At 70.3% G+C, this 14,715-nt stretch carries 17 protein-coding genes; 1 reads left to right on the top strand and 16 read right to left on the bottom strand.

Features of this window, described 5'->3' with window-relative positions; all coding sequences use genetic code 11:
- Nucleotides 1-103 precede the first annotated feature (103 nt).
- The 15 genes from E2651_RS31815 to proS all read right to left on the bottom strand — a co-directional run bounded on the left by E2651_RS31815 (nucleotide 104) and on the right by proS (nucleotide 11,758).
- Nucleotides 104-1,723 carry a YifB family Mg chelatase-like AAA ATPase gene (locus E2651_RS31815; RefSeq protein ID WP_135334718.1) on the bottom strand — a complete coding sequence of 540 codons (1,620 nt, stop codon included), beginning with the start codon at nucleotides 1,721-1,723 and terminating at the stop codon, nucleotides 104-106.
- Nucleotides 1,723-2,100: a YraN family protein gene (locus E2651_RS31810; RefSeq protein WP_135334717.1), complete on the bottom strand. Its 378-nt coding sequence runs from the start codon at nucleotides 2,098-2,100 to the stop codon at nucleotides 1,723-1,725. The genes E2651_RS31815 and E2651_RS31810 overlap by 1 nt, the downstream gene beginning before the upstream one ends.
- 154 nt (nucleotides 2,101-2,254) lie before the next feature.
- Nucleotides 2,255-2,563 carry a DUF2469 domain-containing protein gene (locus tag E2651_RS31805; protein ID WP_003965949.1) on the bottom strand — a complete coding sequence of 103 codons (309 nt, stop codon included), beginning with the start codon at nucleotides 2,561-2,563 and terminating at the stop codon, nucleotides 2,255-2,257.
- 55 nt (nucleotides 2,564-2,618) lie between these two features.
- Nucleotides 2,619-3,122 carry an NUDIX hydrolase gene (locus E2651_RS31800; RefSeq protein ID WP_135334716.1) on the bottom strand — a complete coding sequence of 168 codons (504 nt, stop codon included), beginning with the start codon at nucleotides 3,120-3,122 and terminating at the stop codon, nucleotides 2,619-2,621.
- Nucleotides 3,112-3,879: a signal peptidase I gene (gene lepB, locus E2651_RS31795; RefSeq protein WP_135334715.1), complete on the bottom strand. Its 768-nt coding sequence runs from the start codon at nucleotides 3,877-3,879 to the stop codon at nucleotides 3,112-3,114. The genes E2651_RS31800 and lepB (E2651_RS31795) overlap by 11 nt, the downstream gene beginning before the upstream one ends.
- 80 nt (nucleotides 3,880-3,959) lie before the next feature.
- Nucleotides 3,960-4,931, bottom strand: coding sequence for a signal peptidase I (gene lepB, locus E2651_RS31790; RefSeq protein ID WP_135334714.1), 972 nt, complete (start codon nucleotides 4,929-4,931; stop codon nucleotides 3,960-3,962).
- Nucleotides 4,816-5,904, bottom strand: a complete 1,089-nt coding sequence (gene lepB, locus E2651_RS31785) for a signal peptidase I (RefSeq protein ID WP_135334713.1) — start codon at nucleotides 5,902-5,904, stop codon at nucleotides 4,816-4,818. Before lepB (E2651_RS31785) ends, lepB (E2651_RS31790) begins: the two co-directional genes overlap by 116 nt.
- Nucleotides 5,897-6,616 (bottom strand): signal peptidase I, encoded by a 720-nt coding sequence (gene lepB / locus E2651_RS31780; protein WP_135334712.1) that lies wholly within the window; start codon nucleotides 6,614-6,616, stop codon nucleotides 5,897-5,899. The genes lepB (E2651_RS31785) and lepB (E2651_RS31780) overlap by 8 nt, the downstream gene beginning before the upstream one ends.
- Before the next feature lie 45 nt (nucleotides 6,617-6,661).
- Complete coding sequence (rplS, locus tag E2651_RS31775) at nucleotides 6,662-7,012, bottom strand: 50S ribosomal protein L19 (RefSeq protein ID WP_135334711.1); 351 nt, start codon at nucleotides 7,010-7,012, stop codon at nucleotides 6,662-6,664.
- 132 nt (nucleotides 7,013-7,144) lie between these two features.
- The gene (gene trmD / locus E2651_RS31770; protein ID WP_135334710.1) at nucleotides 7,145-7,966 is read right to left on the bottom strand and encodes a tRNA (guanosine(37)-N1)-methyltransferase TrmD; all 822 of its coding nucleotides are present in this window, start codon (nucleotides 7,964-7,966) and stop codon (nucleotides 7,145-7,147) included.
- Nucleotides 7,966-8,529, bottom strand: a complete 564-nt coding sequence (gene rimM / locus E2651_RS31765) for a ribosome maturation factor RimM (protein WP_135334709.1) — start codon at nucleotides 8,527-8,529, stop codon at nucleotides 7,966-7,968. Before rimM ends, trmD begins: the two co-directional genes overlap by 1 nt.
- Before the next feature lie 111 nt (nucleotides 8,530-8,640).
- Nucleotides 8,641-8,880: an RNA-binding protein gene (locus tag E2651_RS31760; protein ID WP_030361979.1), complete on the bottom strand. Its 240-nt coding sequence runs from the start codon at nucleotides 8,878-8,880 to the stop codon at nucleotides 8,641-8,643.
- Nucleotides 8,881-8,882: 2 nt separating this feature from the next.
- Nucleotides 8,883-9,320 (bottom strand): 30S ribosomal protein S16, encoded by a 438-nt coding sequence (gene rpsP, locus E2651_RS31755; RefSeq protein ID WP_135334708.1) that lies wholly within the window; start codon nucleotides 9,318-9,320, stop codon nucleotides 8,883-8,885.
- A gap of 199 nt (nucleotides 9,321-9,519) precedes the next feature.
- Entirely contained in the window at nucleotides 9,520-10,116 is a 597-nt protein-coding gene (locus tag E2651_RS31750; protein WP_135334707.1) for a hypothetical protein, read from the bottom strand.
- 226 nt (nucleotides 10,117-10,342) lie between these two features.
- Nucleotides 10,343-11,758, bottom strand: a complete 1,416-nt coding sequence (proS, locus tag E2651_RS31745) for a proline--tRNA ligase (protein ID WP_135334706.1) — start codon at nucleotides 11,756-11,758, stop codon at nucleotides 10,343-10,345.
- 218 nt (nucleotides 11,759-11,976) lie between these two features.
- Here proS and E2651_RS31740 point away from each other — a divergent pair, with 218 nt between their 5' ends.
- Nucleotides 11,977-12,837, top strand: coding sequence for an SAM-dependent methyltransferase (locus tag E2651_RS31740; protein ID WP_135334705.1), 861 nt, complete (start codon nucleotides 11,977-11,979; stop codon nucleotides 12,835-12,837).
- 46 nt (nucleotides 12,838-12,883) lie between these two features.
- Here the strand turns inward: E2651_RS31740 and ftsH are convergent, their stop codons facing one another.
- The gene (gene ftsH, locus E2651_RS31735; protein ID WP_245239360.1) at nucleotides 12,884-14,701 is read right to left on the bottom strand and encodes an ATP-dependent zinc metalloprotease FtsH; all 1,818 of its coding nucleotides are present in this window, start codon (nucleotides 14,699-14,701) and stop codon (nucleotides 12,884-12,886) included.
- Between the last annotated feature and the right edge of the window lie 14 nt (nucleotides 14,702-14,715).

Below are 14,715 nucleotides of genomic sequence, written 5' to 3'. Positions count from 1 at the left end.
CCGGCCTCCCGCAGCCACCGCCCGCCCACCTCGTCCCCCGGTTCGAGGATCCGGGTCAGGGCGGCCCTGGCCAGGCGCTCCTCGTCCGACACGGATCCGGACGTCATGTCAGCGCCCCGATCGCCATCGGCACGCCCCGCGACACCCCCGTACGCAGCTGCAGCGCCAGGCCCACGTCCAGTGCGCAAGGCCGGTCGCGGCCCGCGAGGTCCGCCACGGTCCAGGCGACCCGCAGCACACGGTCGAGCCCCCGGGCGGTCAGGAAGCCGCGCTCCAGGTCCACTTCGGCCGCGTCGAGGGCGCCCGGCTCGGCGGGCCACCGCGTGCGGAGCGCGTGTCCGGGGACCTCGCTGTTCGTCCGCCATCCGGTGCCGGCGAGCCGGGCCGCCGCTCTCTCCCGGGCGGTGCGCACCCGGTCCGCGACGGTCTGCGTGGAGTCGCCCCGCGTGCCGTACCCGGACAGTTCGGATCGCGTGACGGGCTCCACCTCGACCTTCAGGTCGATCCGGTCGAGCAGCGGCCCCGAAAGCCGCGCCTGGTAGCGGCGGACGGCGGACGCCGGGCATTCGCAGCCGTCGCCGAGCAGGGTGTGCCTGCCGCACGGGCAAGGGTTGGCCGCAAGGACCATCAAGAACTTCGCGGGCAGCCGCACCACTCCCGCGCTGCGGGCGATCACCACATGGCCCGATTCCAGGGGCTGGCGCAGGGAGTCCAGTGCCTGGCTGCTGAATTCCGGCGCCTCGTCGAGGAAGAGCACGCCGCGGTGAGCCAGCGAGACGGCCCCCGGCCGCGCGATTCCCTGGCCGCCGCCCACGAGCGACTGCATCGTCGCGGAGTGGTGCGGCGCGCAGTACGGCGCGACGTCCACGAGCGGCTTGCCCGGTGGCAGCATGCCCGCCACCGAGTGGACGGCGGTCACCTCCAGGGACTCCTCGCGGGTCAGCCGGGGCAGGATCGCCGGCAGCCGCTCGGCGAGCATCGTCTTTCCGGCGCCCGGCGGCCCCTGCAGGAAGAGGTGGTGCGCCCCCGCGGCCGCCACCTCCACGGCGGTCCGCGCCGACACCTGGCCGACGACGTCCGCCAGGTCCAGCGCATGGGCGTCGTCAAGGCCGCCGCTGAGCCCCGTCCCGATCCCCGATCCGGGCACACAGAGCCCCGCGAGCAGCGGGTCGGGGCGCCCCGGCTCGTCCGGCTCCTCCTCGGGCACCGGCTCATCGGTCAGCACGGCGATGAGCTGCCGCAGGCTGCGCACCCCGAGCACCGAGATGCCCGGCACCAGCGCCGCCTCGGCCGCCGTGCACTCCGGGACGACGACCTGTTCGTGCCCGGCGTCGGCCGCCGCGAGGACCGCCGGCAGCACCCCGCGGACCGGCCGCACCCGCCCGTCGAGCCCCAGCTCGCCGATCATCACGATGTCGGCGAGCACCCGGGGATCGATCCGCTCGGCCGCCCCGAGCACCGCGCAGGCCACAGCAAGATCGAAACCGCTGCCGCCCTTCGGCACCGACGCCGGGCTGAGCCCCACCGTGAGCTTCTTCTGGGGCCACTCACCCCCAGAATTGACCACGGCCGCCCTGACCCGGTCCTTGCTCTCCGTCAGGCTCTTGTCGGGGAGCCCGACCAGTGTGAACGCGGCGACGCCGGGCTCCAGGTCGGCCTGCACCTCGACGACCACGCCCTCGACGCCCACCAGCGCCACGGAACACGTACGCGCGAATCCCATCAGGCCACCCCCCGCGCGTGCTCCACGACAGGGGCGCCGCGCCGTGGGATCAGCACGCCGACGAGGTCGATCCGGACTCCGCCCGGCGGTGGGCCGCCGCGCTCCTCGATCCAGCGCTCGGCCAGGCGCCGCAGCCGCTCCGCCTTGGCGCGGCCCACGGCTTCCATCGGATGCTGATAGATCGCCGAGCCCGCCAGGCCCGCCCTGCGTGTCTTGACCTCGCAGACGACGAGCGCTTCGCCGTCCATGGCCACGATGTCGATCTCGCCGGTCCTGCCGCCGCGCCAGTTGCGCTCCAGAACCGTCATTCCGGCTTCACCCAGCCGCCGCGCGGCCAGCTCTTCGCCGTACCGCCCGAGTGCCCCCCGTGCGTTCATGTCGGCACCACCTCCGACACCCACATTGCGGCCCGGTCCCGAGCCTTGTGGATCTTGGTGGACGACTCACGCTTTGTGGATAACCCGCTCACTCGATGCGGTGAATTCAGCGCCGGTCACACGGGCCCGGCGGGCGCCGGGCCCGGCGGCTGCCTCAGCCGCCCGGCAGCTCGAGATCGCTCTTGTTGAGCTCCTCGATGTTCACGTCCTTGAACGTGAGCACCCGCACCTGCTTGACGAAACGTGCGGGCCTGTACATGTCCCACACCCAGGCGTCCGCCATGGACACCTCGAAAAAGACCTCACCCTGGACCGAGTGCACCTGCATCTCGTAGTCGTTGGTGAGGTAGAAGCGCCGTTCGGTCTCGATCACATATTTGAACAGACCGACGACATCGCGGTACTCCCGGTAGAGCTTCAGCTCCATCTCGGTCTCGTACTTCTCGAGGTCCTCGGCGCTCATGGCATGTTCCCCTTCAGCCTTGCGTCCCCCTATTGTGCGTCAGCCCCGTGAGCCCCTACACGATTTCCGTGTCGAGGATCTCGGGCCTGCCCGGAGGACCCTCGTCGAGCAGCCTGCGAAGCAGCTCGGCGAGCCTGGTCGGATACACCGTCTCATGTGCCTCGGTCAGTTCCTGGCACGTCCACCATCGCGCTCCGGCCACACTCCGCTGTTCAAGCTCCGTCAACCCTGTGGCCCTGGTCGCCGTCTGTGACGTACGAGCCAGGAAGTACCGCTCGTCCTGGTCCCAGCGCCGCCCGGCGAAGGGAAAGGAGCAGATCCGCTGCCACAGGGCGGGGCCGAGCTCGACCTCGGTGATGCCCGTCTCTTCCATCAGTTCACGCAGAGCGGCCTGTTCATGCGTCTCGGCGCCCTCCAGACCGCCGCCGGGCGTGAACCACCAGTCGTCCGCCGGATTCCCCGGCTCGTGCCCGTGCAGCAGCAGGATCCGGTCCTGCGGGTCGAGCAGGACGACCCGGGCGACCTTGCGCAGCGGCCGCGCCGTCCGCTCAGCCGACATGGGCGGCCTCTCCCGAACGGCCACTGCTGCGCGCCCGCTCACGCCCGCGGCCAAGCCGCTTGGCCAACGGACCGTAGGCGGCGCCGCCCAGAACCAGGACCGTGCCGGACACCACGGCGATCACCATCAGCCGCAGCGGGCCCGGATCGGAGATGCCGCCCGACATGTCCGCGAAGCCGTCGGGGCGCTCCAGCATCCCGAACTTGTCCATCGGCCAGGCCACCGCGTCGACCCGCCCCTCGACCGCGCCGCGCGGCACGGAGCCGTGATCGCCGTCGCCCAGGTGCACGCTGGAGTCCAGGGAGCCGCTGCGCTCGTCGCCGAGCAGGAAGAGACGGCCCTTCGGCACGGTCGTGGCGGGGATCCCGGTGGCCGCGGCCCCCGCGCCATCGGGGAGATACGGTTCTGCGACCTGCTTGCCGTTGACCATCAGCTTGCCGTTCGTGCAGCAGGAGATCCGGTCGCCGCCGACGCCGACCACGCGCTTGACCATCGGCAGGTCGCCCCAGCTCGCCTGCCGGAAGACGACGACGTCACCGCGGCGCACCTCGTCGCCGTCGATCCGCTGCGCGAGGACCCGGTCGCCCGCGCCGATCGTCGGCGTCATCGACCCGGTCGGCACGGTGTAGGGCTGGTAGACGAAGGCGCCCCACGCGAAGCCGCCGAGGAAGAGCACACAGCCGAGGGCCACGGCCAGTCCCGACAGCACGCTGCCGAGCCGCCCGCGGCCCTCGTCCGTACGTTGTGTCCTGCTCATCCCAGTGCTCCCCCATGTCGGAGACGACCTCGCGCCCCCAGGAACAGGGGCACGGAAGATCAGCGATCTGGGACGGCACCCTACCCGGCGGTACCTCCGCCAGAAACCCTCGCGCTCCCCGCGGCGGCCGCCGTGAGACGGCGCCTGCGCCACAGCACGACCGGCACGGCACCCGCGAGCCCGAGGGCACCCGGTGCGGCGCTCAGCGCGGCGCTGATGCCCGGCTGGTCGAAGGTGTCCGGCTTGGGCAGCGTCGCCCAGCGGGTGGGCGGCCAGGCGATCACGATGGCACGGCCCACGACGTTGTCCACGGGGACGGCGCCGCCACCGGGCTGGTTCTGGTGGTAGCGGGAGTCCAGCGAGTTCTGCCGGTGGTCGCCCATGACCCAGATCTTGCCCGCGGGGACGGTGACCTTGAACTGGCCGCCCTGGTCGTCGACGCTGCACGGGGTGTTGCCCTTGAAGACGTACGGCTCGTTCAGCGCCTTGCCGTTGACCTTCACCGGGCCCGTGCCCTTGCACTCCACGGTGTCGCCGCCGACCGCGATGACCCGCTTGATCAGGTCCTTCTCGTCGGCGGACGGCATCAGGCCGACCCAGCCGAGGACCCGCTGGATCGCGTTCGGGTCGGGTGTCGGTTCGCCGTCGAGCCAGTGACCGGGGTCCCTGAAGACGACGACCTCGCCGCGCTCGGGCTCCGAGCCGAACCACGGCGTCAGCTTGTCGACCAGGACCCGGTCGCCCTGCTGCAGGGTGTTCTGCATCGAGTCCGAGGGAATCGAGAACGCCTGCACCAGGAAGGTCTTGATCACCAGCGCCAGGATCAGCGCGATGCCGATGAGGAGCGGCAGCTCCTTCCAGAAGGAGCGGGGCTTCTTCGCCCCCTTGGCCGGCTTCCCGTCCGGCTCACCGGGTGCGGACTTGTCGCCCGCGGTGTCACTTCCGGGGCTCACGCCGTCCGCTGCGGCCTCGACCTCCGGCTCGTCTGATCGCCCTGGCTGCTCCTCGGGCCCACCGTGTCCGGACCGTGCGCCGACCGCCACATCCCCCACATCCACTCCTCAGTCCGTGCCGCTGCCTGCCCCATATCCGATGCAGGCCCACCACTCCCATAACGAGCGGGAGTTCCGCAGGGGTCGGGAGTCCGGTCAATCCGTATCGATGGCCAGGAGCCACCCTATGCGACGGTCCGAGAGCCACGTCCGATCCCGCTGGCGCGTCGGGCACCGACGCGTACGTTTCCGGCTCCTCCAGCTTGCGCCAGTGGTCGAAGGGCCAGGCGATGACGAGCGCGCGCCCGACCACGCTCTCCTCGGAGACGGTGCCGCTGAACTTCTCGGTGCGGTGGAAGCGGGAGTCGGCCGAGTCGGAGCGGTGGTCTCCCATCACGAACAGCCGCCCCTGTGGAACCTTCACCGTGAACTCGAAGGAGGAGGGCTCGTCCTTGTCGTCGGGGTGGATGTACGGCTCGGTCAGCGGCACCCCGTTGACGGTGACCTTGCCGTCCTTGTCGCAGCACTTCACGGTGTCGCCGCCGACGCCGACGACGCGCTTGATCAGGTCCCGTTCGTTGTCGGAGGGCAGCAGACCGATGAAGGTCAGGCCCTCCTTGATCTGCTTGACGCCTACGGGGTCGTCCTTCTTCTTGCCCTTCTCGTCCTCGAGCCAGTTGCCGGGGTCCTCGAAGACGACGACGTCGCCGCGCTCCGGCTTGGCGCCGAACCACGGAGTGAGCTTGTCGACGAGTACGCGGTCGCCGATCTTGATCGTCTGCTCCATCGAGCCCGACGGGATCACGAAGGCCTGCACCAGGAAGGTCTTCAGGACCAGGGCTATCAGGAGCGCGACGCCTATGAGGAGAGGTATCTCCTTGATCGCCGAGCGCTGCCTGCGCCGCTTGACCTTCTTGGCGAGCTTGCGCCGCTCGGCCCTTCCGGGCAGTACGGGGCCGCTGGTGGGCCGGGATCCGGTGGGCAGCCGGGTGTCGGCCCGGTGGCTGGCGCGTGTGCGTCCGCGGTTACCCATGCGCGCCGCCTGGTGCCGGCACGCGTGCGTAGCCGCCGGGACGCTCCAGGGAGGTCCAGTGGCCGATGGGCCAGGCGATCCAGTCGGCTCTGCCGATGACGGAGTCGACGGGGATCATGCCGCCGCCGGGCTGCCCCAAGTGGTCGCGGGAGTCACGGGAGTCGCTGCGGTGGTCCCCGAGGAGGAACAGGCTGTCTTCGGGTACGACGACGTCGAAGGGCACCTTGGAGGGGGCGTCCCCCGGATACAGGTACGGCTCGTCGACGGGTTCGCCGTTCACCTTGATCCTCCCCCGCTTGTCGCAGCAGACCACGCGGTCTCCCCCCACTCCTGCGACCCGCTTGATGTAGTCGGCATCTCCGAAGTAGCCGCTGCCGTCGAAGACGACAGCGTCACCCCGCTGCGGCTCGGAACCGAAACGGTACGCCAACTTGTTGACGAGTACCCGGTCTCCGACCCGGAACGCGGGCTCCATCGAGCGGCTGGGGATCTGGAACGGCTGCACCACAAAGGTGCTGACGAGCAGCAGGAACACCGTGCAGATCAGCAGGGTGAGGGTGGCTCTGCCGCCCGGCAGCCAGGCGACGAACGACATGAAAGCGGAGCGCGACCGTTCCTCCGCCCCCGCGGACTCCCCGACGCGCTCGGCGTCCGGGGAATCGGTGGGTGGGGAGGAGCGGTCGCGCTCCGTGTGCTGTGCTTCGGTGTCCATCGGAGCCAGATGCTATCCGGCTCCGATGTGAACCAGTGCGCTAGCTCAGCTGTCGCGCTTCTCCTTGATCTTCGCGGCCTTGCCGCGCAGGTCACGGAGGTAGTACAGCTTCGCGCGACGCACGTCACCGCGGGTGACGAGCTCGATCTTCTCGACGATCGGGGTGTGCACCGGGAAGGTGCGCTCGACGCCGACGGAGAAGGAGACCTTGCGGACCGTGAAGGTCTCGCGCACGCCGGCACCCTGGCGACGGATGACTACGCCCTTGAACTGCTGCACACGGGAGCGGTTGCCCTCGATGACGCGCACGTGGACGTTGACGGTGTCGCCCGGGCGGAAGGCCGGGACGTCGGTGCGCAGCGAAGCGCTGTCGACGGAGTCGAGCAGGTTAGCCATGATCGTCTGCTTTCTTCACTGATGCCACAGGTCATCAGCGGGAGATTCGTGATGAGGATTCGATAGCTGATCGCGTCGGACGGGCGTCGTTCCCCCTGTGGCAGGGGCGCACGCTGGACGTACAGCAGCGGCCTATTCTTCCACGGCGTCGGGGTGTCGCCCAAATCGGCCGTCGGGACCGGGCCGCCAGCCCAGGATGCTGAGCATTTCGCGGTCCTTCTTGTCGAAGGCCGCGGGGTCGCAACGCTCGATCAGATCAGGCCTGTTGCGGGTCGTGCGGCGCAGCGCCTCGTCCCTGCGCCAGCGCGCGATCTTGCCGTGGTGGCCGCTGAGCAGCACGTCCGGGATGCCTTGGCCGCGCCACTCGGGGGGCTTCGTGTAGACGGGCCCTTCGAGGAGGTTCGCCATGGCGCCGGGGGCGAAGGAGTCGTCGCGGTGGGACTCGGCGTTTCCCAGGACGCCGGGCAGCAGCCGGGCCACGGCCTCGGTGACGACCAGGACGGCCGCCTCGCCGCCCGCGAGGACGTAGTCGCCGATCGACACCTCGTAGACGGGCATCCGGGTTGCGTACTCGTCGATGACGCGGCGGTCGATGCCCTCGTAGCGCGCGGGCGTGAAGACCAGCCAGGGCCGCTCGGAGAGCTCGACGGCCAGTTCCTGGGTGAAGGGGCGCCCGCTGGGCGTGGGGACGACCAGGACGGGGCCGTGGGCGCCCGCCTCGTACCCGTCGGCGAGCGCGTCGTCGAGGGCCGCGCCCCAGGGCTCGGTCTTCATGACCATGCCGGGGCCGCCGCCGTAGGGGGTGTCGTCGACCGTGTTGTGCCGGTCGTACGTCCACTCCCTGAGGTCGTGCACGTTCACGTCGAGCTGTCCACGCGCGCGTGCCTTGCCGACGAGGGAGACGTTCAGGGGTTCCAGGTACTCGGGGAAGATCGTGACGACGTCGAGCCGCATCAGGCGTCGCCCTCCGGGGCGGCCTCGGCGTCCCGCGCCGAAGCGATCTCCGCGCGGTCGTCGATCAGGCCGGGCGGCGGGTCGATGATCGCCCGCTGCTCCTCCAGGTCGATCTCGGTGACGATCTCCTCCACGAAGGGGATCATCACCTCGCTGCCGTCGGGCCGCTCGACGATGAAGAGGTCCTGCGAGGGCAGGTGTGAGATCTCGGTGATCCGGCCGACCTCGAGCCCTTCCTTGGTGACGACGTCGAGGTCCATCAGCTGGTGGTCGTAGTACTCGTCCTCGTCCTCCGGAAGCTCCTCCGGATCGACCTCGGCGATCAGCAGCGTGTTGCGCAGCGCCTCGGCGCCCGTGCGGTCGCGTACGCCCTCGAAGCGCAGCAGCAGGCGGCCGCTGTGCACCCGGCCGGTCTCGATGGTCAGCGGCCCCGTGGAGGCGGGGTCGGTGGCGAGGACGGCGCCGGGGCCGAGCCGCAGCTCCGGCTCGTCCGTGCGCACCTCGACGGTGACCTCACCCTTGATGCCGTGGGCGCGGCCGATCCGCGCGACTACCAGCTGCACTGCTCTCTCCTGTCGTGTGCCCACGGCGCTCCTCCGTCGGCGGCTACAAACGACTACGGGCCGGGGAAGGCCCAGAAGCCCTCCCCGGCCCGTGCCGGTGCTGCGTGCGGTTCAGTGAACCTGGTCCACGTCGACGAGGTCGACGCGGACACCGCGGCCGCCGATGGCGCCCACGACGGTCCGCAGAGCCCGCGCGGTGCGGCCGTTACGGCCGATCACCTTGCCGAGGTCGTCGGGATGTACCCGGACCTCCAGAACGCGCCCACGGCGCAGGTTGCGCGAGGCGACCTGCACGTCGTCGGGGTTGTCGACGATGCCCTTCACGAGGTGCTCGAGAGCCTCCTCGAGCATGCTCAGGCCTCGGTCGACTCGGCGGACTCGGCCTTGGCCTCGTCCGCCTTCTTGTCAGCCTTCTTGGCCTTCTGGGTGATGGCCTCACCCTTGGCGTCGTCGCCCTCGAGGCCCTTGGTGAAGGCCTCGAACGCGGCGCGCTTGTCCTTGGGCTCCGCGACGAGCAGCGGCGCCGGGGCCGGCAGGCCCTTGTGCTTCTGCCAGTCACCGGTGAGCTTCAGGATCGCCATGACCGGCTCGGTCGGCTGAGCGCCGACGGAGAGCCAGTACTGCGCGCGCTCCGAGTCGACCTCGATGCGCGAGGGGTTCTGCACCGGGTGGTACAGGCCGATCTCCTCGATGGCCCGGCCGTCACGGCGGGTACGGGAGTCGGCGACGACGATGCGGTAGTGAGGCGAACGGATCTTGCCCAGACGCTTCAGCTTGATCTTGACTGCCACTGGAGTGGTGTCTCCTGGTCTTGACGTGGTTGGGCACAACGAGATGCCACGTGGGGTTGCGGTACTCGGGGTGCCCGATGGACGCGTCAGCCGGAGGCGAGAGGGTTCCTATGCGGCTGTCGAGTACAGCTAGCCATTGTGCCACACGCCCACGAGGTGACCGAACCGGGTCCGGCCACCTCGGTCCAGCTCAGCCGGGTCAGCCCGCGGCCGCGCCGACCGCTTCCGGGATCCGGAAGGGCTTGCCGCAGCCGCCGCAGACGATGGGCGCCTGGGCGAGCACCGACGGGACCACGCGGACGTTGCGCCCGCAGTCGCAGACCGCCTTGACGCGGACCCCTCCTCCGGAGGAGCCGTGCCGTGCGGCCGGGCCCCGGAAGCTGCGCGCCGTGTCGGCGGCCGTCGCCGCGGTGTGCGCCTTGAGGGCACGCTGCAGGCGCTCGATCGTCGGGCGGTAGAGCTTGCGCGCCTCGGGGTTGAGCGTGACCAGCGAGAAGCCGCTGCTGGGGTGCGGCTCCTCGGGATGGTCAAGGCCCAGCTCCTCGGCGATCGCGAGGAATCTGCGGTTGTGATAGCGGCCCGCACGTGAGGTGTCGCGTACGCCGCGTGACGCGGCGATGCCATGGACTGCCTCATGGAGCAGTCGCTCGAAGGAGAGCTCGGCGCCGCAGGCGGACGACGATTCTCCGATCAGGGATTCGGGCGCGGCAAGATCTGGCAGCTCGGGGTGGTGCCGCTGAATATCGGCCCACGCCTGTGCCAGCTCTGCGGCGAGAACAGGTGGTGTCGTGCTCACGTCGTGAACAACGAGCCGGGGTGCCCAGGGGTTCCATTCCGGGGCATCCCAAATAATTTGCACGTACCCGTCAGTTGCCATTGATGCGTCCGGACGAGGGCGGGTGCGCTGATCTGCGGAGAAGCCTCGCAGCTCACATCAAGCCGGTACGTAGTAGCGCGTACGTCCAACCGGCTCCCGCGGGGCCCGTGTCGCCTGAGGGGGCGTACGGGCCGGAATCGCGCACTCAGTAGGCCCGGGCCACGACAGCGACGTTACCGGGCGCATCATCGGCGTCCGGCACCGCCCCGTCCTCCGCGACCAGACACCGTACGGAGACGGAGTGCTCGGCGAGCTCCGCCTCACCCTCCGGGCCCAGCGAGGCCCACGGGATGCGGGCCCAGCCGCCGGCGGCAGCGGCCTCCACTGCCTGGTCGACGGTGGTGACGTCCGAGGTGCGGGACTCGCGGCGCGCACGGGCCTGGGCCAGGAGCAGCTTCTGGTCCTCTTCGAGGACAGTGGGCAGCAGCGCGGTCAGGGAGTCGATCGCGACTGGTTCCTTGCCGCCCGGGATGCGCCGGGCCACCATCGCCGTGCCGTTCTCCAGGTCGCGCGGGCCGATCTCGACGCGGACCGGCACCCCCTTGAGCTCCCAGTCGACGGCACGGCGCCCGAAGGGCGTGTCCGTGCGGTCGTCCACCTGGACGCGCACGCCCGCCGCCTTGAGGCGGTCGCCGATCTCGCGGACCTTCGCGAGCACCGCGTCGTCGCCCTTGATGGCGAGGACGACCACCTGGACGGGCGCGAGGCGAGGCGGCACCCGCAGGCCGTTGTCGTCGCCGTGCATCATCACCAGGGCGCCGACCATCCGTGTCGTACTGCCCCAGGAGGTCTGCCAGACGAGCTCCTGCTTGCCTTCCCTGGACAGGTACTGGGTGTGGAAGGCCTTGGCGAAGTTCTGGCCGAGCTCGTGGCTCGTGCCCAGCTGGAGGGCCTTCCCGTCGCCCATCATGCCTTCGAGGGTGAGCGTGTTGATGGCCCCGGCGAAGCGCTCCTGCGCGGTCTTGCGGCCCAGGACGAAGTCCATCGCCAGGACCTCTCGCATGAAGTCCCCGTAGACGTGCTCGTGGATGCGGGCGGCGAAGTCGCGTGCTTCCTCGTACGTCGCGTGGGCGGTGTGGCCCTCCTGCCAGAGGAATTCCGACGTGCGCAGGAAGAGCCGGGGCCGCAGCTCCCAACGGACCACGTTCGCCCACTGGTTGATCAGGAGCGGCAGGTCTCGGTAGCTCTGCACCCACTTGGAGAAGTACTCGTTGACGATCGTCTCGGAGGTGGGGCGGACGACGACCGGCTCCTCCAGCTCCTTGCCGCCGCCGTGCGTGACGACGGCCAGTTCGGGGGCGAAGCCCTCGACGTGCTGGGCCTCCCGGGTCAGGTACGACTGGGGGATGAAGAGCGGGAAGTACGCGTTCTGGGTACCCGTCTCCTTGATGCGGGCGTCCATGTCCTGCTGCATGCGTTCCCACAGGGCGTAGCCGTACGGTCGGATCACCATGGTGCCGCGCACCGGCCCGTTGTCGGCCAGTTCGGCCTTGTTGATCAGATCCTGGTACCAGCGCGGGAAGTCTTCCGCCCGGGGCGCGAGAACGGGTGCTTTGGCCATGGCGCGCATGGTACGGCGGAGCCTCCCGCGGGGCGCGGAATTTACGGCTCCAGGGGGCGCACGACGGTGGCACGCAAGCATTGCCACACAACCCCTGGACTCCACGACGGATGCGGAGTTCTCTGGCATACGGGGGGAGTGCGAGCGCACTGCACGGGGGCGGACGAACCGTTGGAATACGACACTCCAGTAACTCTCGGCGGATTGGGGCGCTTTCGATGACACCTACACTCGCGCAGCCGCGCCCTCCCCGCGCGGGCACGACCCCCCGCGTGGACCGGTGCGCACGCGCGCGTGACTGGGCGGAGATCCAGGAACGGATGCTGGTTCCGCTCTATGAAGCGGTGTACGAACGACTCGAAGTCGGCGGCGGAACCCGGCTCCTCGGCCTCGGCTGCGGCTCCGGACTGGCCCTCCTGATGGCCGCCTCACGGGGCGCGGCCGTCACCGGTGTCGACCGGTCCGCGCCCGAGCGGCTGGCCCTCGCGCGTGAACGCCTGCTGCCCGACGCGGGCCTGCGCGCACACGGGGCCGGCGACACCCGCCTCGTGGAGGGCGGCCCCGCCGACGTGTCGGGGCCGGACGTGCCCGCGTACAACCTGGTGACCGCGTTCCAGCCGATCGGCTGCGTGGCGGGCGACTCCGAGGGCCTCTCCGCCCTCCTGGAAGCGGCCACGCCGCTCGCCGGGCACGGCACCCCTGTGGTGCTCGCCGGCTGGGGTCCGCCGGAGCGCTGCACGACGTCTTCTGTACTGAAGGTGGCGACCAAGCTCGCCGACCCTCTCCGTAGTACGGGCAGTTGGCGCCCCGCGCTCCGGGACGACCTGGAGGAGGTGGCCCACCGGGCCGGACTCAAGCCGGACGGGTCGGGCCGTGTCGCGTGCCCCTTCGGGTACGCGGACACGGAGAGCGCGGTCCGTGGCCTGCTGTCGACGGGCCTGTTCGACGCGGCGGTGGGCGCGACGGATCAGGCACAGGTCGAGAAGGAGGTGACGGAGGCGCTGCATCCGCATCAGCGGCGGGACGGGACGGTGTGGATGCCCAACGTGTTCCGGTACCTGATCGCGCGTACGCGGTGATCGCCCGTACGCGGTCAAGAAGGGCCCGCCCGAGAACACCGAGTGCCTAGTCGGCGTCCTTGGTGAGCCGTGTGATGCCGGCGACCCGGTAGGCCGCCGCCTCCTCCAGGGTCTCGTTCGCCAGCAACGCCTCGGCCAGGGCGTCCAGTTGGCCGCGGTGGTCCCGCAGTTGGCGGCACGCGCTCTCGTAGCACTCGTCGACGATGCGGCGCATCTCGTGGTCGATCGCGTCGAGGGTGCCCGGGGCGGCCGCGAGTCCGTAGGGCTGCTGGCTGTCGTTCGGCAGCGCGGCAAGACGGCCCACGCGCTCGCTCATGCCCCAGCGGGCGACCATGCCGCGCGCGATGTTGGTGACCTGTTCGAGGTCGCTCTCGGCGCCCGTCGTGATGACCCCGAAGACGACGTGCTCGGCCGCCATGCCGCCCAGCGCGCCCACGATGCGGCCGCGCAGATACTCCTCCGTGTACGCGTACTTGTCCGCGTCCGGTGTCGACAGGGTGACCCCGAGAGCGCGTCCCCGGGGCACGATCGTGATCTTCCGTACCGGGTCGGCGCCGGGCTGCAGCATGCCGAGGAGCGCGTGACCGCTCTCGTGGTACGCCGTGCGCCGCCGCTCCTCGTCGGGCATGACCAGCGGCCGCTCGGCGCCGAGCTGCACCTTCTCCAGAGCCTCGGAGAGGTCGGACTGGGTGACCTGCTTCTGCTTGCGCTTGACGGCGAGCAGGGCTGCTTCGTTGGCGAGGTTGGCGAGATCCGCGCCGGTCATCCCCGGTGTCGTACGGGCGACTTGGGCCAGGTCGGTGTCGTCCGCCATCGGGATGTCACGGGTGTGGATCTTGAGGATGGCCTCGCGGCCGCCGCGGTCGGGCGGGCTGACGGTGACGACCCGGTCGAAGCGGCCCGGCCGGGTCAGGGCGGGGTCGAGGATGTCGGCACGGTTGGTGGCCGCGAGGACGATCACGCCCTCGGAGCCCGAGAAGCCGTCCATCTCGGTGAGGATCTGGTTCAGCGTCTGCTCGCGCTCGTCGTGCCCGCCCATGCCGCTGCCGCCGCCGCGCGCCCGCCCGATGGTGTCGATCTCGTCGATGAAGATGATGGACGGCGCGACCTTCCGGGCCTCGGCGAAGAGTTCGCGTACCCGAGAGGCGCCGACGCCCACGATCATCTCGATGAACTCCGAGGCGGACGCCGAGAAGAAGGGCACCCCGGCCTCACCGGCCACGGCGCGCGCGAGCAGCGTCTTGCCGGTGCCCGGCAGACCGGCGAGCAGCACGCCGCGCGGCATCTTCGCGCCCATGGTGCGATAGGCCTCGGGGTTCTTCAGGAAGTCGACGACATCGCTGAGCTCGCCCTCGACCTCGTCGATGCCCGCCACGTCGTCGAAGGTGGTGCGCCTCTCGCCGGGCACGAGCTCCACCGGCTTCGGCGGCGCCTTCCGGCCGAACATGCCGCCCGCGCCGCCCATCCCCGACCTCATGCGCCGCGCGATGAAGATCCACAGGACGACGATCAGCAGCATCGGGGCGAGCGAGATGAGCAGGTTCGAAAGGAAGCTGCGTTCCTTGACGACGGGCACGGCGGTGACGGTGACGTCGTGCTCGGTCAGCTCGTCCCAGAGCTTGTCGTCGGCGAAGGCGGGCCGCTGGGTGGTGAACTTGGTGTAGTTCCCCTCGTCGTCACCCGGTTTCGGCTGCTCCTTCTTGAGCTGGCCCTGGATCGCGTCGCCCTTGGCGTAGATCTTCGTGACGTTGCCGGAGTCGACCTGCTTGCTGAACTCCGTGTACGAGATCGTCGGCTCGTCGCCCTCGTTGAAGAAGGAGAGCACGAGGTTGGCGATGAGGAAGACGATGAGCGCGGCGAGGATGAGCCCGCCCCACC

Origin of the sequence: Streptomyces sp. MZ04, assembly GCF_004684775.1 — a bacterium.
In the GTDB taxonomy this organism is placed as follows: domain Bacteria; phylum Actinomycetota; class Actinomycetes; order Streptomycetales; family Streptomycetaceae; genus Streptomyces.
The sequence above is the reverse complement of the archived record's forward strand: the minus strand, read 5'-3'. Positions and strand labels throughout refer to the sequence as shown.